16 protein-coding genes are annotated in these 19,319 nt (G+C 72.7%); 11 read left to right on the top strand and 5 right to left on the bottom strand.

What is annotated here, in order from left to right; genetic code table 11:
* The first annotated feature begins 21 nt into the window (after positions 1-21).
* From OG598_RS01745 to OG598_RS01725, 5 genes are all read left to right on the top strand, one after another.
* Positions 22-1,308 (top strand): hypothetical protein, encoded by a 1,287-nt coding sequence (locus tag OG598_RS01745; RefSeq protein WP_328652748.1) that lies wholly within the window; start codon positions 22-24, stop codon positions 1,306-1,308.
* 97 nt (positions 1,309-1,405) lie between these two features.
* On the top strand, positions 1,406-2,047 hold the full coding sequence (gene lipB, locus OG598_RS01740; protein ID WP_328652747.1) for a lipoyl(octanoyl) transferase LipB: 642 nt from the start codon (positions 1,406-1,408) through the stop codon (positions 2,045-2,047).
* 58 nt (positions 2,048-2,105) lie between these two features.
* Complete coding sequence (locus OG598_RS01735; protein ID WP_328652746.1) at positions 2,106-3,212, top strand: threonine synthase; 1,107 nt, start codon at positions 2,106-2,108, stop codon at positions 3,210-3,212.
* Positions 3,213-3,412: 200 nt separating this feature from the next.
* Positions 3,413-3,757: a YciI family protein gene (locus OG598_RS01730; RefSeq protein WP_328652745.1), complete on the top strand. Its 345-nt coding sequence runs from the start codon at positions 3,413-3,415 to the stop codon at positions 3,755-3,757.
* Positions 3,758-3,761: 4 nt separating this feature from the next.
* Positions 3,762-5,015, top strand: coding sequence for an RNA polymerase sigma factor (locus OG598_RS01725; RefSeq protein ID WP_328652744.1), 1,254 nt, complete (start codon positions 3,762-3,764; stop codon positions 5,013-5,015).
* Here the strand turns inward: OG598_RS01725 and aspS are convergent.
* Positions 5,005-6,291, bottom strand: coding sequence for an aspartate--tRNA(Asn) ligase (gene aspS, locus OG598_RS01720; RefSeq protein WP_328652743.1), 1,287 nt, complete (start codon positions 6,289-6,291; stop codon positions 5,005-5,007). The two genes, OG598_RS01725 and aspS, sit on opposite strands and share 11 nt — an antisense overlap.
* Before the next feature lie 453 nt (positions 6,292-6,744).
* Here aspS and lipA point away from each other — a divergent pair, with 453 nt between their 5' ends.
* Complete coding sequence (gene lipA, locus OG598_RS01715) at positions 6,745-7,740, top strand: lipoyl synthase (protein WP_112589194.1); 996 nt, start codon at positions 6,745-6,747, stop codon at positions 7,738-7,740.
* A 53-nt stretch (positions 7,741-7,793) separates the two neighbouring features.
* Positions 7,794-9,512 carry a hypothetical protein gene (locus OG598_RS01710; RefSeq protein WP_328652742.1) on the top strand — a complete coding sequence of 573 codons (1,719 nt, stop codon included), beginning with the start codon at positions 7,794-7,796 and terminating at the stop codon, positions 9,510-9,512.
* Positions 9,513-9,605: 93 nt separating this feature from the next.
* Here the strand turns inward: OG598_RS01710 and OG598_RS01705 are convergent, their stop codons facing one another.
* Positions 9,606-12,497, bottom strand: a complete 2,892-nt coding sequence (locus OG598_RS01705) for a helix-turn-helix transcriptional regulator (protein WP_328652741.1) — start codon at positions 12,495-12,497, stop codon at positions 9,606-9,608.
* 203 nt (positions 12,498-12,700) lie between these two features.
* A complete protein-coding gene (locus OG598_RS01700; RefSeq protein WP_167362519.1) occupies positions 12,701-12,871 on the bottom strand; it encodes a hypothetical protein in 171 nt (56 codons plus the stop codon).
* Positions 12,872-13,078: 207 nt separating this feature from the next.
* Between OG598_RS01700 and OG598_RS01695 the strand changes: the two genes are divergently transcribed.
* Positions 13,079-13,765, top strand: coding sequence for a DUF4191 domain-containing protein (locus OG598_RS01695; protein WP_091407420.1), 687 nt, complete (start codon positions 13,079-13,081; stop codon positions 13,763-13,765).
* 158 nt (positions 13,766-13,923) lie between these two features.
* On the opposite strand, the gene OG598_RS01690 is transcribed toward OG598_RS01695, so the two are convergent.
* Positions 13,924-14,322, bottom strand: a complete 399-nt coding sequence (locus OG598_RS01690) for an RDD family protein (protein ID WP_328652740.1) — start codon at positions 14,320-14,322, stop codon at positions 13,924-13,926.
* A gap of 262 nt (positions 14,323-14,584) precedes the next feature.
* Between OG598_RS01690 and glnA the strand changes: the two genes are divergently transcribed.
* From glnA to OG598_RS01675, 3 genes are all read left to right on the top strand, one after another.
* On the top strand, positions 14,585-16,009 hold the full coding sequence (gene glnA / locus OG598_RS01685) for a type I glutamate--ammonia ligase (RefSeq protein WP_124822537.1): 1,425 nt from the start codon (positions 14,585-14,587) through the stop codon (positions 16,007-16,009).
* A gap of 128 nt (positions 16,010-16,137) precedes the next feature.
* On the top strand, positions 16,138-16,503 hold the full coding sequence (locus tag OG598_RS01680; RefSeq protein WP_328652739.1) for a PadR family transcriptional regulator: 366 nt from the start codon (positions 16,138-16,140) through the stop codon (positions 16,501-16,503).
* On the top strand, positions 16,500-17,483 hold the full coding sequence (locus OG598_RS01675; RefSeq protein ID WP_328652738.1) for a hypothetical protein: 984 nt from the start codon (positions 16,500-16,502) through the stop codon (positions 17,481-17,483). Before OG598_RS01680 ends, OG598_RS01675 begins: the two co-directional genes overlap by 4 nt.
* A gap of 206 nt (positions 17,484-17,689) precedes the next feature.
* Here the strand turns inward: OG598_RS01675 and mptB are convergent, their stop codons facing one another.
* Positions 17,690-19,306 (bottom strand): polyprenol phosphomannose-dependent alpha 1,6 mannosyltransferase MptB, encoded by a 1,617-nt coding sequence (mptB, locus tag OG598_RS01670; protein ID WP_328652737.1) that lies wholly within the window; start codon positions 19,304-19,306, stop codon positions 17,690-17,692.
* Positions 19,307-19,319: the final 13 nt, after the last annotated feature.

Genomic DNA, 19,319 nt, shown 5'->3' with positions numbered 1-19,319 from the left:
GCCGTCGCGTCTAATGAGCCGATGGGACTGACCGGTGGGCGATTGCGGCGTGCCGCAGTGGTCGGGCTCGCGCTGGGGCTCGTCGCGCTCAGCGCGCCAGCCGCCACGGCCGCGAGCAGCACTGTCGCCGACAGCGCGGCCGGCGCGAGCACTGTCGCCGACAGCACGGCAGGTGTGGTGCCGACCCGGGTGCGCGATCCGTGGCTGTGGCAGGCCACGGTGGGGCAACGCCCGGCCGGTCCGGCCGCTCTGGTGTTCTTCACCGACCGCACCCGCTATTTCGAGTCGACCGGCGTGCTTGTCGCCCGGGACGGCGCCTACCGGCTCATCCCGATCGGCATCGCCGAGGGGCACGGGTTGCTTTCCCCGGACGGGCACCACTACCTGCGGCCGCAGTCCGGCGAGTTGCTGGACCTCACCACCGGCCGGCAGCGCCGCACAGTGAAACCCGGGCTGGACCCTTACGCCTGGTCACCGGATGGGCGACGCGTGCTCGGCTCCCGCAACAACGACGATCAAGTGATCAGCTACGGGCCTGACAACCAGCAGCTGAACGACCCGGAGAAGCCCGACGACCTGCTCGTCGTCGACCCGTACCAGGGCACCGAGCAGGTGGTCGCGGCCGGCACCTTCGCCGCCCACAACGGGGCGGCCTGGTCACCCGGAGGCGACCTGGTGGCGGTCACCGGCTCGCCGGATGTGCCTGCCCGGCTCGCCGAGCGCCAGCGACTGGTGGTCCTCGACCCGGCCGGCGGCGGTCCTCGCTGGCAGGTCGACCTGGGCGACCGGCGGATACTGGCCGGCCCGGCCGCCTGGCATCCCGACGGCCGGCGGCTCGCGCTGCTCGCCTTCGACGGCTGCGCCGGGCCCAGGTGCACGTCCGAGCAGGCGGCGGCGCGCACCTGGCGGATCGAGTTCCTGGACACGGCCACCGGCCAAGCCGTCGGCCCGGCCCTCCCGGCCGGCACCTCGGCCAGCGGGATCATCGGCTGGCGCGGCGACGACCCGATCCTGCGGTATCTCAGCGAAACGGAGGCGGACACGGACCGGCAAGCCGTTCTCGCCGCGCTGTCGCCCGACGGCGGTCGCGAGGTGCTGGTGACCACGCCGGTCGGGTCGACCGACCTGATGGTGCCGGGCGACCTGCTGACCCCTGCCGCGTTCGGTGGGCCGGAGCCCCGGCCGTCACCGTTCGCCGCCCCGCTCTGGGTCTACCTGACGCTGGGCGTGCCGACGCTGCTCGCGATCGCTCTCGTCGTTCGCCGGGTCCGTCGCCGCCGCGCTGCGACGGGCCCTGCTCCGGCGTGACAACGAGCCGCCGAGCGGCGCCGCGACCGGCACGACGAGGTCCTCGTGAGGCGGCTCACCAGGGATGATCGCCTCTGACGGGACTAGGCTGGTTGACGTGACGACGACGACCCCCGGCCTGACGGCCGTCCGTGCCGGCCTGCTCGACTACCAGGCCGCCTGGGACGAGCAGCGGCGCCTGCACGAGTCGGTGGTGGCTGGCGAGCGCGGCGACACGGTGCTGCTGCTGGAGCACCCGAGCGTCTACACCGCGGGCAAGCGCACCGAACCGTGGGACCGCCCCATGGACGGCACTCCGGTCGTCGACGTGGACCGTGGCGGCAAGATCACCTGGCATGGGCCGGGGCAGCTCGTCGGTTACCCGATCCTGCGCCTGCCCGACCCGGTGGACGTGGTCGCCTACGTGCGCCGAACCGAAGAGCTGCTCATCGACGTGTGCGCCGAGTTCGGGTTGACCGCCGGCCGGGTCGAGGGGCGCAGCGGGGTCTGGGTGCCCGAGGACGACCGGGGTCCGGCCCGCAAGGTGGCGGCGATCGGCATCCGGGTGGCCCGGGGGGTCACCCTGCACGGCTTCTCGATCAACTGCGACTGCGACCTGACGTACTTCGACCGGATCGTGCCGTGCGGCATCCGGGACGCGGGCGTCACCTCGCTCACCGCCGAACTGGGTCGCCCGATCAGCGTCGCCGACGTGCTGCCGGTGGTCGAGCGCCGACTCTCCACCCTCATCGCAGCCTGACTGCGGCACTGGCCGACGAAACCCCGATCTCCGCCCACAGCTACAGCTGGGACGTGACATGACGGACGCGGTACGACCAGCGACCGGTACCGCAGTCACGGGCCTCGAATGCATTCGGTGCGGTACCCGGCATCCGGTCGGCGACTACTCGCTCGGGTGCCCCTCCTGCGCCGCCGCCGGCCACGGCTCGAACCTGTTCTGCCGTTACCCCGCCGAGGCGGTCCGCCAGGACCAACTGGTGCCGTACCCGGTCGTTCCAGATCTGGGCCAGGGGCGCACACCGCTGTTCCCGCTGCCCTGGCTCGACGGGGTGCTCGTCAAGAACGAGGCGGCGAACCCGACCGGATCCCACAAGGACCGGTTCGCGGCGATGGCGGTGACCCACGCGAAGGCCTCGGGCTACGAGCGCGTCGTCGTCGGATCGTCCGGGAACGCTGGGCTGGCCACAGCCGCTTTCGCCGCCGCCGTCGGCCTCCGGGCCGTGGTGGCCGGCTTCACCTGGCTGCCCGAATCGCTCGCAACGCCGCTGCGCAGGCTCGGAGCGGACCTGCGCACCTTCGACACCGACGAGGAACGCATCCGGTACGTCAAGGAGGCGGCCGACCGTCACGACACGTTGGCCGTCTCCAACGTCGCCGACATCGTCATCGGAAGTAGCTGTTTCGGGATCGAGGGCTACAAGGCCATCGCCTGGGAGATAGCAGCAGACGTACCTGCCGGGGTGGACCACGTCGTGATCCCGTCGAGCCGAGGCGATCTGGCCTGGGGCATCCACCTCGGGTTCGCCCAGTGGTCCGCCCTGACGGGCAGGCCCCAGCCCCGCCTCCATCTGGTCGAACCTTTCCCCAGGTTGTCCGCCGTGCTTGCCGGCCAGGATGTCGCCACACGCTTCTCCGACAGCGCCGGAAGCCTCCACTCGATCGCCGGGGACAGCACGACCGTCCAGGCCCAGGCCGCGGTGACCCGTAGTGCGGGCAGCGTCGTCGTGGTGCGGGAAGACGTGGCAGCCAGCTGGTACGAGCGGGCAAGCCGACACGGGCACACCTGGGAGATCAGCAGTTGCACAGTGTTGGCTGCCTACGACGTCCTACGGCGACGCGACGTCATTCCCGCTGGCGATCGGACAGTCCTGATCACCACCTCCCACCTGTTCAAGGGGCTGTGACCGCCCTGGCGATGAGGGAAGCGCGCCACGGAACGAGGTCCGAGCGTCACGTCGACGGCCCAGGGTCGCCGACCAGAAATTCCGCACCGAGTGTCCCGTGGGGCGTCCGGCCGATCGTCCCTATGGTGGAGTCGGCGACCAGCGTCGGCTCGACACCTGAGGCCGGCGGCCACCGCCCGGCCCGGACGCGAGGAGCGGACATGCCCACCTACATCGCGCTGACCTACACCGCAGACGTCGACTGGAGCAGCCCCGAACAGGCTGACGAGATGGCGGAGTACCGGGAGTTCGGTGCTGCCGCCCGTGCAGTGATCAGGGGCGGCAGCGCGCTCTACCCGACGGCGACCGCGACCACGGTGCGGGTCTCCGGCGGCAAGGGCGGTGACGTGCTCACCACCGACGGCCCGTACGCCGAGACCAAGGAAGCCCTGACGGGCTTCTACCTGCTGGAGTGCGCGGACCTGGACGAGGCAGTGGCGACGGTCGCCAGGATGCCCGCGGCCTGGAACGGCGCGGTCGAGGTCCGTCCCGTCATTCCGCTGTGACCCGATGCTGACCGGTGACGCGGAGACCGCCGCCGACGCGGCGCAGCAGGTGGTCCGGGCCGAGCGGTCCCGGATCCTCGCCACGCTGATCCGCGTCACCGGCAGCGTCGACCTGGCCGAGGACGCCACCCAGGACGCGGTGCTGCGCGCCCTGCAGACCTGGCCGCGCGACGGCGTGCCGGACAACCCGCGCGGCTGGCTGCTGGTCGTGGCGCGGCGACGCGCTGTCGATCTGATCCGTCGGGAGGCCCGCCGAGCCGGGAAGGAGTCCGAAGCCGTGGCCCTGCTCGACCCCGCGTCGGACTCACCCGAGGCGGTTCGGGACGACCTGCTCCGGCTGGTCTTCACCTGCTGCCATCCGGCGCTGTCACTGGACGCGCAGGTGGCGCTGGCGCTGCGTACCATCGGCGGGCTGGCCACCGCCGAGGTGGCCCGCGCCCTGGTGGTGCCCGAGGCGACGATGGCCAAGCGACTCACCCGGGCCAAACAGAAGATCACCCAGGCGGGCATCCCCTACCGGATACCGCCGGCCGAGGAGTTGCCGGGCCGACTGGCCGGCGTCGCCGCCACCGTCTATTTGATCTTCAACGAGGGTTACGCGGCAGGCGTCGGCGACGACCTGATCCGGGTCGGGCTGGCCGACGAGGGCCTTCGGCTCGCCCGGCTGCTGGTCGAGCTGATGCCGGACGAACCGACGGTGCTCGGCCTGCTGGCCCTGCTGCTCTTGCAGGACTCCCGGCGGGCTGCGCGGGTCGGCGTCGACGGTCGGCCGCTGCTCCTGAGCGAGCAGGACCGCACGCGCTGGGACCGGACCGCGATCACCGCCGGGGTGGAGCTGGTCGGTCGAGGGCTGCGTCGCACCCCCGACCATCCCGACCGGTACGTCGTCCAGGCCGCCATCGCCGCCTGCCACGCCCTCGCCCCGTCGTACCAGGAGACTCCGTGGGACGCGGTGATCTCCTGGTACGACGTGCTGCTCACCGTGCAGGACACCCCGGTGGTACGACTGAACCGGGCGGCGGCCGTCGCCGAGCGCGACGGCCCCGCCGCCGGGCTGGCGTTTGTGGACGCGATCGGCGGACTGGCCGGCTACCCGTGGTTCCACGCCACCCGGGGCGAGTTGCTGTACCGCCTCGGCCGAGCCGACGAGGCCGCCACGGCGTACCGGGCGGCGCTCGCACTCGACCTCAACGACCCGCAGGCGGCCCGGCTACGCGACCGGCTCGCCGAGTGTGGGCCGGCCTCCGTCAGGGAGTGAGGCGGTGCAGGTCACGCGGGAACGCGGTGACCTCCCGGATGTTTGCCGCGCCGACCAACCGGGCCACGAACCGTTCCAGGCCGATCGCGAAACCACCGTGCGGTGGCATGCCGTGCCGGAACGCGTCCAGGTAACCGACGTACGGCTCGACCGGCTCACCCCGGGCCGCCAACGCCGCCAGGTAGTCGGCGTGCCGGTGCAGCCGTTGCCCGCCGGTGACCAGCTCCAGACCGCGAAAGAGCAGGTCAAAACCGTTCGAGTACGCGGGCCGCTCCGGGTCCGGGTGGGTGTAGAAGGGCCGCTTCGCCATCGGGTAGCCGGTGACGAAGAGGAAGTCCGACCCGTGTTCGCGCCGTGCCCACTCGCCCAGCGCCCGTTCGTGGGCGGGCGCGAGGTCCGGCTCGTCGGCGGGCGCCCCGGCGATCGTCAGCGCCTCGGTGAAGTGCACCGCCGGGATCTCCGCCGGCACCTGCGGCGGCGTGACACCGAGCGTTGCCAGGGCTCGGCCGGCCCGCCCGCTCACCGCGTCCAGCATCCCGGCCACCGTGTCGCGCAGCACCCGCATCACGTCCCGGTGGTCGGCGATGAAGCCCAGCTCCGCGTCGAGCGACGTGTACTGGGCGAGGTGCCGGACGGTGTCGTGCGGTTCGGCCCGGAAGACCGGCCCCACCTCGTAGACACGTTCGAAGACGCCGACCATCAGCTGCTTGTAGAACTGCGGCGACTGGGCCAGGTACGCGGGTCGGCCGAACCAGTCCAGCGCGAACACGTTCGCCCCGCTCTCGGTGCTGGAGCTGACCACCTTCGGCGTGTGGACCTCCACGAAGTCCTGGGCGTCGAGTGCGGTCCGGAACCCCGCCACCGCGGCCGCCGAGATCCGCAGCGCGGCCGAACGGGTGGAGTGCCGCAGCGCGGTGGGCGCGTTGTCGAGCTGGGTGGGCAGGTTCGCGGTGAGCGCCGGCCGGTACAGGTCGAACGGTGGCGGCACGGCGGGCGGCCCGAGGAGACGTACCGTCGGGTCGGTCAGCTCGACCCCGGCGGGCGCCGTGCCGTTCGCGGTGGCCGTCGCGGTGACCTCGACGACCGTCTCCTCGGTGAGTTTCTCCAGTTCGGCGCGGACGGCCGGGTCGGTGACGACCACCTGGGTCAGGCCGGTGCCGTCCCGCACGATCAGGAAGGCCACCGACTTGAGCAGTCGGCGGCGGTGCACCCAGCCGGCGATCCGCACTGTCGTGCCGATCCTGGCGGGCAGTTGCTGGGACACTGTTCGTTGCATGGCGTGCTGCTCCTCGGTCGATCGCCACGCCGTCGCCGCCCTGGGGTGGCGAAAGCGTCGCATCAGCCCCAGGGAGGTGTGGGCGAGCGGGAACCTCGCGGTGCCACCACACCTTCGCCCCCGCCGGAGCGGGGGCCTCGTTCGTCGCCTGTTGACCGGGGCCAACCGGGCGGGCTCTACTGGGCGCGGGGGGACCGCGGCCGTTCTTCCCGCAGCTCGGGAGGGTCTTCGCGCCCCGGTGCCAGACCGCCTCTCAGCACCGGCGGCTCTCTGCACTGGCGGGTCGGGGGCTACTCGGCTCCGTCGTCGCTGTTGCCGGCGACCGTAGCACCCGATTCCCCGGTCTGTGACGCCCTTTTCCGGCCGGCCGGTGTCCGGCGTCACAACGTTCGGGGCGTGACGCCGGTCGCCTGACGCACATAGACACCCGCCGTCCGGCGTAGGCTCATTTTCGTGACGATCGAGCACTCCGCGCCGACGACCGGCCAGGCAGCGCGCACCGCAACGGCGGCCCCCGAGGGGCGGCGCCTGCTGCGGATCGAGGCGCGTAACGCCGAGACGCCGATCGAGCGCAAACCGCCATGGATCAAGGTCAAGGCCAAGATGGGCCCGGAGTACACCCAGCTGCGCGGGCTCGTCTCGCGCGAAGGGCTGCACACCGTCTGTCAGGAGGCCGGCTGCCCCAACATCTACGAGTGTTGGGAAGACCGGGAGGCCACCTTCCTCATCGGTGGTGACCAGTGCACCCGGCGCTGCGACTTCTGCCAGATCGACACCGGCAAGCCGGCCGAGTTCGACGCCGACGAGCCGCGTCGCGTCGCCGAGTCGGTGGTCTCGATGGGGCTGCGGTACGCCACCATCACCGGTGTCGCCCGTGACGACCTGCCCGACGGGGGCGCCTGGCTGTACGCCGAGACCGTCCGGCAGATCCACGCCCTCCAGCCCGGCTGCGGCGTCGAGCTGCTGATCCCGGACTTCAACGCCGTCCCCGAGCAGTTGGCAGAGGTCTTCAGCTCCCGTCCCGAGGTGCTGGCCCACAACGTGGAGACCGTGCCGCGCATCTTCAAGCGCATCCGGCCGGCGTTCCGCTACGACCGCTCGCTGGACGTGATCCGACAGGCCCGCGCCGACGGCCTGGTCACCAAGAGCAACCTCATCCTGGGCATGGGCGAGGAGCGGGCCGAGGTCTCGCAGGCGCTGCGCGACCTGCACGAGGCCGGCTGCGAGCTGATCACCATCACCCAGTACCTGCGCCCCTCCCCCCGGCACCACCCGGTGACCCGCTGGGTCAAGCCGGAGGAGTTCGTGGAGCTGCGCGAGGAGGCCGAGGAGATCGGCTTCGCCGGGGTGATGAGCGGGCCGCTGGTGCGTTCGTCGTACCGGGCCGGCCGGCTCTACAAGCAGGCCATCGACGCCCGCGCCGCCGCCTCGGTCGCCACCGCCGGCTGACTCCGCCGGCAGCGCCGCACGGCCGTTCGGCGTCCGGATGTCATGATCCTGTGATGACCGTCGGCGTACGCGAGCAGCCGCGCGGCGCGGACCCGCCGCGCCCGCGACCCGGCACACGCCTCGGCCTGGTCGGTTGGCTCACCGGGTTGGCGGTGCTCGCCGGGGTGGGCTACCGGCTCTGGCTCCTGCTGCACCTCGCGCCGCCGACGAACAGCGACGAGGCCACCATGGGGCTGGCCGCGTTGCACATCGCCCGGGGTGAGGGCTTCCCGGTCTGGTTCTACGGCCAGCACTACATGGGCACGCTGGAGGCCTACCTGGCCGCGCCGGTCTTCGCCCTCGCCGGCGGGCCGTCGCTGCTCGGGCTGAGGTTGCCCACGCTGGCGCTGTACGCGCTGTTCCTGCTGCTGGCCTGGCGGTTGACGCTGCGGTTGACCGGGGACCGGTGGTTCGGGTTGCTGATGGTGGCGCTGCTGGCCCTCGGTTCCGACCGGATCGTCAAGAACCAGCTGATCGCCGGCGGCGGCTACCCCGAGTTGAACGCCGCCGGGGCGGCGCTCGCCCTGCTCGCCGTGGATCTGGCCACCGGCCGACCGGGGCGGCGATCGGCCGACGTTGGGCGACCCGACGGGCGGACGGCCGACACCGGGCGACCCGGCCGGCGGCTGGCGCGCTGGGCCGCGTGGGGGTTCCTGGCCGGGCTGATGCTCTGGGTCGATCCGCTCGTGCTGCCGTACGTCGCGGCGACCGGCGCGGTCCTCGTCGGGTTCTGCCGCCGGGAGCTGTGGGGCGCCGCCGGTGCGCTGCTCGGGGCGGCGGCGGTGCTGGGGGCGGCCCCACTGCTGCTGCACAGCCTGCTGACCGGGAGCAACCCGCTGCACGCCGTGCTCAAGGCCAGCGGTGCGAACGCCAGCGCGGGCTGGCCGGACCGGCTGCACGGCGGCCTGGTGCTCAGCCCCGCTCTGGGCATGGGCTTCTGCGCTCCCGGCCAGTGCGCCACCTGGCAACTGTGGTGGGCGCTCGCCCTGCCGCTGCTGCTGGCCATCACCGCCGGCACCGCCTGGCGGGTCCTGCGCACCTCCGACCCCGACCCTGCTGGATCTGCCACTGTCGGCCCCGACGCGGTGTCGCCCCGGGTCGCGGCGGCGGCACGGTTGGCGCTCGTGCTGGCCGCGGTGGCCACCCTCGGCGCGTACACGGTGAGCAGTTCGTCAGGGCTCACCCCCGTGGAGAGTTCTCGTTACCTGTCCTGCCTGCTCGTCTCCCTGCCGGCGCTGCTCTGGCCGGTGTGGACGGTGGCCCGGCACGGGCTGCGTCCGGCGGCGACCGGCCGACGCGGCGTCGGGTCGACACTCACCCGGTCGGTCGCGGTGGTGCTGCTCGCCGCCACGTTGGGCACCGCCGCCTACGCCACCTGGCGGGCAGCGGAGACCGTCCCGGCGACCCGGGCCGCCGAGGCCCGGCACACCGAGTTGGTGAACACCCTGCGTCAGCTCGGCGTACGGCACGTGCGCGGCGGTTACTGGACCTGCAACCGACTCACCTTCGCCAGCGCGGAGCAGGTGGTCTGCGCTGTCGTCGACGACACCCTGCGCCCCGGTTTCGACCGCTACCCCGCGTACCGGCGGGAGGTGGACAGCGCGTCGGCACCGGCCTGGGTCGCGCCGGCCGGCTCGCCCCTGGCGGAGGTGCTCGACGAGCGGCAGCGTGTCACGCCGGGCAGCCTCGACCTGGTCACCATCGAGGGCTGGCGCATCTACCTGCCGCGCTGACCTCGGCGGTCCACGTCAGCGCCTCGGTGCGCGTCAGCGCGTTGCGGCGGCTTCGGCGCGCGTCAGCGCGTTGCGGCGGCTTCGGCGCGCGCGTCAGCGCGTTGCGGCGGCCTCGGTGAGCAGGCCGAGGCGGTGGGCCAGGGCGGCGGCCTCCACCCGGTTGGTCACACCCAGCTTCGCGATGATCCGGGAGACGTGCACGCTTGCCGTCTTCGGGGAGATGAACAGCCGCTCGGCGATCCGACTGTTGCTGTGCCCCTCGGCGACCAGGCGCAGCACCTCCCGCTCCCGGGCGGTCAGCAGGTCCGCGCCGGCCCCGCCGCCGGCGCGCAGGCCGACCCGCCGCGCCAGGGTGGCGGCCGCCTCGACCAGCGGGGTCGCGCCCAGCCGCCGGCCGATCTCGGTGGCCTCGGTGACCGCCGCCGCCGTCTCGTCGCGTTCCCCGGCTGCGGCGGTGGCCTCGGCCAGCGCCAGCAGCGCCCTGCCCAACGGGTAGGGCTGCCCGTCGGCCCGCCACGCGTCGACCGCCGCACGCCACGCCGGCAGCGCCTGGTCGCCGACCGCGAGCAGCGCGCTGACCTGGGCGGCGTACGCACGGGCCGCCGGGTGCCGCGCCGGCAGCTCGGTGGCGAGCGCCGCAACCGCCACGGCCAACTCCCGGTCACCTACCCGCGCCGCGGTGCGCGCGGCGGCGCTGAGCACCGGCCAACCCTCCCGGGGCAGCTGCGGCAGGCTCTCGTCGGCCACCGCGACGCGGGCCGCCCGTACCGCCTCGACCTTGTCGTCCGCGGCCAGCGCCGCCTCGATCGCCAGCTCGTGCAGGGGCAGGCGGTGGTTCGGCCACAGGTACGGTCGATTGAGGAAGGTGAGCGCCCGGTCGACCAGCTCGTCGGCGCCCGGATGGGCGCGGGCCAGCCGCAGGCCGGCGCCCAGCTGGAGCCAGTGCAGTCCGGTGACACCGGACAGGTCGATCCGGGCGGCCTCCGCGCAGACCGCCTCGGCCTCGTCCCACCGACCCAGCGCGATGAGCGCCTCGGCCCGGTTGGAGAGCAGGTACGCCCCGGTGGAGCGGCTGATTCCCACCCGTCGCGCCTCGGCCACACCGGCCTCGGCGGCCTGCGCGGACTCGGCGTAACGGCCCAACTCGCAGAGCATGTCCGACTCGAACACCATGGCGAGCACCAGGGTCGGCGCGTCCCCCGCCGCACGGGCGGCGGCGGCCGCCCGGCCCAGCTCGGCCAACCCGCCGGTCAGGTCCCGCTCGCCGTGGCAGAGCAACGCGATTCGCGTCGACAGCAGGGCGACGTGTTCTCCGAGCGCCTCGGCGTCGGTGGCGGCCTCGGCCGCCACCCGGGCCGCCTTCTGCGGGTCGATCTTGACCAGGTGGGTGGCGATGTCGGCGAGCAGCCGGACCCGCTCCGCGCCGGGCGGGCCACCGGCCGCCAACCGGTACGCCTCATCCAGCTCGCGGCTGCCGTCGCTCTTGCCGAGCAGGGCCATCAGTCGACCACGCTGGTCCAGCAGGCGGGCGGCGCGCAGCGGCGCGGCGTCGGCGTCCACCTCGGCCAGCCCGGCACGGGTCAGGGTGATGGCCCGACTGAAGTCGCCTGCGGTGACCGCGGCGTCCAGGGTCTGCTCCAGCAACGCCAGGTGGTCCATGCCGAGCAGGTCGGCGGCGTCCGGCACCAGCTCCCACAACTCCAGCGCCCGCTCCAGCAGTCGGCGCTGCTCGGCGTACGCGTACCGGTCGGCGGCGGCGCACGCGGCGGCCCGTGCGGCGACGAGGGCGCGCGGGTGGTCGTGCGCGGCGTGCCAGTGGTGGGCGATCTCGGCCGGGGCCCGGCCGGCGGCGACCAGATGCGGCTGAGCCTCGATGGCGGCGGCGAAGCGGGCGTGCAGCCGGGCGTGCTCACCGGGCAACAACTCGTCGTGTACCGCCTCGCGGACCAACGCGTGTCGGAACTCGTAGTCGCCGTCCCGGTCGGCCACCACCAATTGGGCCGCGACGGCGGCGCGTAACGCGTCCTCCAGCTCGGTTTCGGGCAGCCCGGCGACCTCGGCGAGCAGGTCATGGGCGAAACGGGTGCCGCCGGCGGCCGCGATCCGCAACACCCGTTGCGCCGGCTCGGGGAGCCGGTCCACCCGGGCCAGCAGCAGGTCACGCAGCGTCTCGGGGAGCGCCGCGCAGCCGATCGGGTCACCAGCGACGGCCAACTCCTCGATGAAGAAGGGGTTGCCCTGGGTGCGGTCGTGGACATCGTCGACGGCGCGGGCGAGCGGCTCGGCGCCGAGCAGGTCGGCGAGGATCGCGGCGGTGCCGTCGCGGTCCAGGCGAGCCAGCTCGACCCGCTCCACACCCCGGGCCCGATCCAGCTCGGCGAGGAACGGGCGCAGCGGGTGCCCACGCTGCAACTCGTCGGTGCGGTAGGTGCAGACCAGCAGGAGCCGGCCCGGCCTCGCCGCCCGGACGAGGAAGCCGATCAGGTCGCGGGTGGAACGGTCGGCCCAGTGCAGGTCCTCGATGATCAGAACCAGCGGGCGAGCATCGGCCAGCCGCTGGAACAGCTCGGCGACCAGGTCGAACAGGTAGCCGCGCGGGGCGTCGCTGAGCGGGACGGCGCGCGGGGTGGTCAGCGCCGCGGAGGCGCGGCCCAGCTCCGGCAGGAGCGGAGCGAACTCCGCCTCGTAGCCGGCGAAGACCTCGGGGCCGTCGGCGCGGAGCACCGCCCGCAACGCGGCGGCGAACGGCGCGAACGGCAGGCCCGCCTCCCCCAACTCCAGGCACTGGCCGACGAGAACCCGCGCCGCGCCGTCGGTGGCCCAGCCCGCGAACTCCTCCAGCAGCCGGGTCTTACCCACACCCGCCTCGCCGCCGACCAGCACCGTGGTCGGCTCCCCGGCCCGCGCCCGGCCCAGCGCGTCTCGCAGCGCCACGGTCTCGCGGTGGCGCCCGACGAGGACTGAGCTGGCGGCGCGTACGGTCACGTGTTCGAGCATGCCATGGCGGCCCGTCCCGCCGGCCCCGCCGATCGGCCGGCGGCCGGGCGGCGGGGTCGGATCGGGTCGAGCGGCCGGCCCGACGGGTGCGGTGGATGTGGCGGCCACGCCGGGCGCGGTGGATGTGGCGGCCACGCCGAGCGCCGTGGTTGTGGCGGCCGCGCTGGACGTGACGGCCGCGCTGGGCGCGGTCACCGGCGGGCGTCGCCGGTGCGACCGGCCTGCCTGCGCCGACCCAACCACCCCCGGCTGACCGGACGGGACAGCGACCGGGCGAGCCGGTCCGCGGCCGCGTCGGCGCGCAGCTCGGCGGCGTGGGTACGGTGCAGGGTGAGCAGGAAATCTGCGTCGTTGCCGAACATGTCGGGCTCCTTCGTGGCGTCGTCGTCTTCTGCTGACGACTCTTCGCGCGAAGGCCCCACCCGGGCATGGGCACGATGCCTCATCTTCCCCGCCCACAGCCTCCTTACCCGGCCTCTCCGGGTGCGTACGGCGACGTAAGGTACTCAGCTGCCCCGGCACCCGGACGCGGATCAACCGGGCCGGCGGCGACCACTAGACTCTGCGGCATGGCAAAGCCCCAGGAGAAGGTCTCGTTCGGCCAGCGGCTGAAGCAGATCGGGATGGTGTTCCAGTTCACCGCCAAGCAGGACCGGTGGTTCGCGCCGCTGGTCGCCGCCGCGGTGCTCATCCCGCTCGCCCTCACCGTGGTCGCGGTCATCCTCTGGAGCTGGATCTGGCTGCCGATCGGCATCCTGTTCGTCCTGCTCGCGGTGCTGATCGTGCTCAACCTGCGGTCCAACAAGGCGATGATGAACGCCGCCGAGGGGCAGCCCGGCGCGGCGGCGCAGATCATGGAGAACATGCGCGGCGACTGGCGGGTGACCCCGGCGGTCAGCTCGACCACCCAGATGGACATGGTTCACCTGGTGATCGGCCGCCCGGGCGTGATCCTGTTGGCCGAGGGCAACCCGCAGCGGGTGCGCGGCCTGCTCGGCCAGGAGAAGCGGCGGCTGTCCAAGGTGATCGGCTCCGCTCCCCTGCACGACTACGTGATCGGGCAGGAGGAGGGCGAGCTGCCGATCCGCAAGCTGCGGACGACGCTGCTGCGCCTGCCCCGCGCCCTTTCCGGCAAGGACGTCAACTCGCTGGACAAGCGACTCAAGGCGCTCACCGCCCGGCCACAGATGCCCAAGGGCGCGATTCCGAAGAACATGCGGCCGCCAGGCGCCTTCCGCCAGTCGCGGGGCCGCTGACCCCTCAGGTGTACGCGTAAAGGAGCCGGACCCGCACGGGTCCGGCTCTTTCGCGCGCGGCGTCAGCGCCTCGTCGATCATGGAGTTGTGCTGGGTGACGAAGTGCCCGTACAGCACCAAAACGGGCACCACAACTCCATGATCGACCCAACTCAGACTCAGCCGCGGGGGGCGTCGACGATGACCGAGCCGGCGATTCGGTCGTGCAGGCCGCGCCGGTGCTCGTCCATGATCAGTGCGGGGACGACGAGGGCCAGCAACAGGCCACGGATCAGCCCCCGGAGCACGCCGATCCGGCCGCCGTCCTGCCAGTTCACACAGCGGATCTTGGTGATGTACATGCCCGGAGTCTGGGCGAACAGGCCGAGGAAGATGCCGTACTCCAGGACGAGCACCAGCACCGGCGCCCAGCCGTCGCGTACCGGGTCGGCGAAGAAGTTGGACACCAGCAGGCAGAGCACCCAGTCGATGATCAGCGCCCCGAACCGCCGACCGAGGCTCGGCGCGGTGAAGGTGGGGTCGGTGGCCGGCGCTGCCGGGAGGTGCGGATTGGTCACAGCGGTCAAGGGTATCCGCGCCGGGATGAGGGCTTGCCGGGTGCCGCCGACGCTGTGTGCCGATTCAGGCCAAAGGCATCAGATGTCATTACACTGGCACAGTCGGTACGGCGTTCCTGGCGGGCCGGAAGCGCGGCCGGGGCGTAGCTGACGCTCCGCGAGGGACGTAACACGGCAGAAACAACGGAGACACGGCCGGGCAACCCCCCGGCCCTAGCGTCGCCAGAAGCCTAGCCACCCCGTGGACGTGCCAGGAGGATGTGTGTTCGCCAATCCCGAGGAACTGCTGCGATACCTCAAGAACGAGGACGTGAAGTTCGTCGACGTTCGTTTCTGTGACCTGCCCGGCGTGATGCAGCACTTCAATCTGCCGGTCGAGTCCGTCAACGACGACCTCTTCACCGACGGCCTCGCGTTCGACGGTTCGTCGATCCGCGGTTTCCAGGCGATCCACGAGTCGGACATGCTCCTGCTCCCGGATGTCGCCACCGCGTTCATCGACCCGTTCCGCGCGCAGAAGACTCTCGCGCTCAACTTCTTCATCCACGACCCGTTCACCCGCGAGGCCTACAGCCGCGACCCGCGCAACGTGGCGAAGAAGGCCGAGGCGTACCTGGCGGCGAGCGGCATCGCCGACACCGCCTACTTCGGCGCCGAGGCGGAGTTCTACATCTTCGACTCGATCCGCCACGAGACCTCGGCGCACCAGTCGTTCTACTACATCGACTCGATCGAGGGCGCCTGGAACACCGGCCGCGAAGAGGCGGGCGGCAACCTCGGCTACAAGACCGCGTACAAGGGCGGCTACTTCCCCGTCCCGCCGGTCGACCACTACGCCGACCTGCGTGACTCGATCGTGCGCCGCCTGGTCGACACCGGCTTCAACGTGGAGCGTTCGCACCACGAGGTGGGCACCGCCGGCCAGTCCGAGATCAACTACCGGTTCTCCACCCTGCTGCACGCCGGTGACCAGCTCCAGCTCTTCAAGTACATCGTGAAGAACGAGGCGTGGGCCAACGGCAAGACCGCTACCTTCATGCCCAAGCCGCTCTTCGGCGACAACGGCTCCGGCATGCACACCCACCAGAGCCTCTGGCTCAACGGTGAGCCGCTGTTCTACGACGAGACCGGCTACGCCGGACTGTCCGACATGGCCCGCTGGTACATCGGTGGCCTGCTGCACCACGCGCCGTCGCTGCTGGCCTTCACCAACCCGACGGTCAACTCGTACCGTCGCCTGGTGCCGGGCTACGAGGCGCCGGTCAATCTGGTCTACTCGCAGCGCAACCGCTCCGCCTGCACCCGCATCCCGGTGACCGGCAGCAACGCCAAGGCCAAGCGCGTCGAGTTCCGCGTCCCGGACCCGTCGGCCAACGTCTACCTGGCCTTCTCGGCTATGATGATGGCCGGCCTCGACGGCATCAAGAGCAAGATGGAGCCGCCGACGCCGATCGACAAGGACCTCTACGACCTCCCGCCGGAGGAGTGGGGCGACGTCAAGCAGGTGCCGGGCTCGCTGCCGGCCGTGCTCGACTCGCTCGAGGCCGACCACGACTACCTGCTCGACGGTGGCGTCTTCACCCCCGACCTGATCTCCACCTGGGTCGACTGGAAGCGCGCCAACGAGGTCGACCCGGTGCGTCTGCGCCCGACCCCGCACGAGTTCGCCATGTACTACGACTGCTGAGCAGTCAGATGCACGACGACTGCTGAGCAGTCGCTGGAACACCGGCCGGGCCGGCTCCGCTCACCGCGGAGCCGGCCCGGCTCGCTGTGCGCCCCCCGGCATACCTTCGCGTCCGATATATTGCTCCGGTGGACACACCACTGCGCGAACCGACCTTCCTGATCCTCACCGCGCTGGCCGGCCAGCCGATGCACGGCTACGGGCTGATCGGTGAGGTCGCCGCCCTGTCCGACAACCGCGTGTCGCTACGCCCTGGGACGCTCTACGGGGCGCTCGACCGGCTGGTCGACGCCGGCCTCGTCGAGGTCGACCGGGAGGAGGTGGTGGACGGCCGCCTGCGCCGCTACTACCGCCTCTCCCCCCGCGGCGAGACCACGTTGAGCACCGAGACCGAGCGGCTGCGCCGCAACGTCGAAGCCGCCACCACCCGGCTGTCCAAGCGGACTCGCGCCGCCCTCCCGACCACCCCACGCACGGCCGGAGGCTTGGCATGAACGACCTGGAACGCCGCTACCTCCGGCTGCTGCGCGCGTACCCCGCCGACTACCGGCGCGCCCGCGGCGCCGAAATCGTCGGCACCTACCTCGACCTGGCCGCCCCTGACCAACGCTGGCCGACGCCGGCGGACGCCGCGGACCTGCTGCGCGGCGGCCTCCGTCAGCGGCTGCGGGCCGCTGGCGTCACCGACCTGATCCCGGGGGTACGCCTCGCGGCGCTGCTGGCCCTGGTCACCGCGAGCGCTCTCGCCGGCGTCTGGGGTACGGCAGAGCTGCATCCGCCGCCCGTGGAGTGGGGCGTCCCCCACGTCGGCCCGTTCGTCTCGCTCGGTGTCGTCACGTGGGCGGCATGGCTGCTGGCGGCGGTGGTGATCGCCGTCGCGCCGAGCCGGGTCGCCCGGTGGGCCATCACCCTCGCGCTCCTGCTCACGATTGCGCTGCCACCGGTGGCAGCGGCGCTCGACGTGCTCCGACCGCCTCTGATGGTGCTGCTGCCGCAGGTGGTCCTGGGCCTACTGGGGCTCGCCCTGCCCGACCGACCCTCCCGGGCGATCCGCCTCGCGCCGGCGCTGTCCGCGCTGTTGGCGGTGGTGGCGACGGAATTCCTGGGCGGCCTGGACCCGGTTTTCATCTACTACGGCGCCGCCATGGAAGTCTTCCTGCCGACCGTCGGCGGACTGTTGCTGGTCGTCGGGGCTCTGCTGGCCATGGGTCTGGCACTGGGCGGGGACGCCCGGGGCGGCTGGGCGCTCGTCACACTGCTCACCCCCGCCGGCTTCCTGGCGGTGCCCGCCCTGGCTGACAGCTTCGGCCCGGCATACGGCGCCATCACCTTCGCGGAACTGGCCGTGACCGCTGTCGCCGTCGCGCTCGCCGGCCCCGCCGCACTGTTCCTGGCCGTTGTGTTCCGCTCCCGCCGGGCCTCCATCCCCCAGCCCTCAGGCCAACCCTGCCCCACCTGCGGCGCGCGACCCTAACTCCCTGACCCCCTCCCCTGACCCCTGATCCCGCCCCGCCCCCGCCCCCGCCCCCGCCCCAAGATCGTGCTCGATCCTGGATGTAGCGGCCTCGATCGCGTCGGACACCACTACATCCACGTTCGAGCACGATCTTGGCGGCAGGACGACGATGACCATGGGGTTGGCGGGGCGTTCCGTCCAGAATGTCCCCGTCAACCTCATGATCAACGGCGACGGACGGCGCCGGCGGCGCGGACGGCGCGGACGAGCACGGTCAGGAGCAGGGCGGTCATCGCCAGGGCACCGGGGGCCTTCGTGACGCGGGCCAGGTTGGTGCCGTCGGGCAGAGCGAGGAAGGCTGCCGATGCGGCGGGCAGCATGAACCACGTCGTACGGGCGGCGGTGAGCGCGAGCAGCGCCAGGGGCCAGGTCGCGTACCAGGGGTGGAAGACCGGGGACAGTACGACGGTGGCGACCAGGGCCATTGCCGCGCCGTGCAACGCAACCCGGGAACGCGCCACCCGAGAACCCGCTCCCTCGGGACCCACCAGCTTGGGCCCCGCCAGTTCGGGACCCGCCAGCGCGAGACCCGCCAGTTCGGGACCCGCCAGTTCGGGACCCGCCTCCTCGGGCAACCGGCGCAGGGTCTGCCAGGCCCACCACCAGAGCACCACCAGCACCCCGACGAGCAGCAGCAGCGCGACCGCCCGGACTCCCGGCACCGCCTGCGGGTCGCGGCCGACCAGCGCGCCGGCGTAGTCGACCACGAAGCCCACGGCGGTGGGTGGTGACGTCCACTGCTCGGAGTCGCCGCTGTGGGTCAGCCCGCCCACCCAGCCGAAGCCGAGGCCGGACGCCGCCGAGGTGACCAGCAGCGCGGCGAGCAGCCCTGCGGCCAGCCAACTGCCGTGACGCAGCAATGCCCGTACCGTGTAGCGGTCAGGCATCCCGGCCAGCACGGCGAACGGCACCACCACCACGGCGGTGGCCTTCACCGTGACCGCCAGCCCGAGCAGCGCTCCGGCCAGCAGCAGGGCCGCCGGCCGACCTGGTCGACGGACCACTACCAGCAGTCCACACAGCAGCAGGCCCAGCATCAGGGCGTCGTTGTGTGCGCCGGCCACCAGGTGCACGCCGACCAGCGGACCGGCCAGCGCCAACCAGACCGCCCGCCGGGCCGGCACCCCCGCCGCCCAGCCGGCCGACACTCCCCGCCCCCGCCCGGCCGGCATCCCGGCGGCCCGCGCCAGAGCGGGCAGACAGAGCGCGGCCAGCAGCAGCCCCGCCACGGCGATCACGCGCAGCGCCACGATGGTCCCGGTGAGCCCGCCGCCGAGGCCGACGGCGAGGGCTGCGAGTAGGACGAACACCGGCCCGTACGGTGTCGGAGTGTCCCGCCAGATCGGCGCCACGGTGTCCACCCAGGGGCAGCCCGCCGCCGCGACCCCCACCGTGTACGGGTCGACGCCGTGCGCGTACGTCCAGCCCTGGCAGGCGTACGAGTAGACGTCCCGGCTGCCCAGCGGTGGTGCGACAAGCAGCGGTAGCGCCCACAGCCCGGCGGTGACGTACGCCCAACGGGTCGACGGCGCACCGTCGCGCAGCGACCACCATGCCCCGACCAGCAGCACGGTGCCGATCAGCCAGCAGGTCAGCGTGGCCGGGCCGTTCGGGGTTCGCCAGATCGACGCGGGTGTCACGCCCAGCGGGGCGTTGGGCAGCGCCCCGCCGAGGTATCCGGCAACGGCGAGCAGGACCGCGCCGACCAGGCCCGCGTACCGGGCACCCAGTGCCGTCAACGACACGGGCGACGGCGGAACAGGCGGGCCGGGAGCGGTCACCGGCGCACCTTCC

Origin of the sequence: Micromonospora sp. NBC_00330 (assembly GCF_036136635.1) — a bacterium.
Taxonomy (GTDB): domain Bacteria; phylum Actinomycetota; class Actinomycetes; order Mycobacteriales; family Micromonosporaceae; genus Micromonospora; species Micromonospora salmantinae.
The sequence above is the reverse complement of the archived record's forward strand: the minus strand, read 5'-3'. Positions and strand labels throughout refer to the sequence as shown.

Coding starts and splice junctions, on each gene's coding strand:
- OG598_RS01710 (WP_328652742.1), top strand. CDS start 7,794: ATGACCGTCGGCGTACGCGAGCAGCCGCGCGGCGCGGACCCGCCGCGC.
- OG598_RS01745 (WP_328652748.1), top strand. CDS start 22: ATGGGACTGACCGGTGGGCGATTGCGGCGTGCCGCAGTGGTCGGGCTC.
- OG598_RS01735 (WP_328652746.1), top strand. CDS start 2,106: ATGACGGACGCGGTACGACCAGCGACCGGTACCGCAGTCACGGGCCTC.
- OG598_RS01725 (WP_328652744.1), top strand. CDS start 3,762: ATGCTGACCGGTGACGCGGAGACCGCCGCCGACGCGGCGCAGCAGGTG.
- OG598_RS01675 (WP_328652738.1), top strand. CDS start 16,500: ATGAACGACCTGGAACGCCGCTACCTCCGGCTGCTGCGCGCGTACCCC.
- OG598_RS01730 (WP_328652745.1), top strand. CDS start 3,413: ATGCCCACCTACATCGCGCTGACCTACACCGCAGACGTCGACTGGAGC.
- aspS (WP_328652743.1), bottom strand. CDS start 6,291: ATGCAACGAACAGTGTCCCAGCAACTGCCCGCCAGGATCGGCACGACA.
- OG598_RS01700 (WP_167362519.1), bottom strand. CDS start 12,871: ATGTTCGGCAACGACGCAGATTTCCTGCTCACCCTGCACCGTACCCAC.
- OG598_RS01695 (WP_091407420.1), top strand. CDS start 13,079: ATGGCAAAGCCCCAGGAGAAGGTCTCGTTCGGCCAGCGGCTGAAGCAG.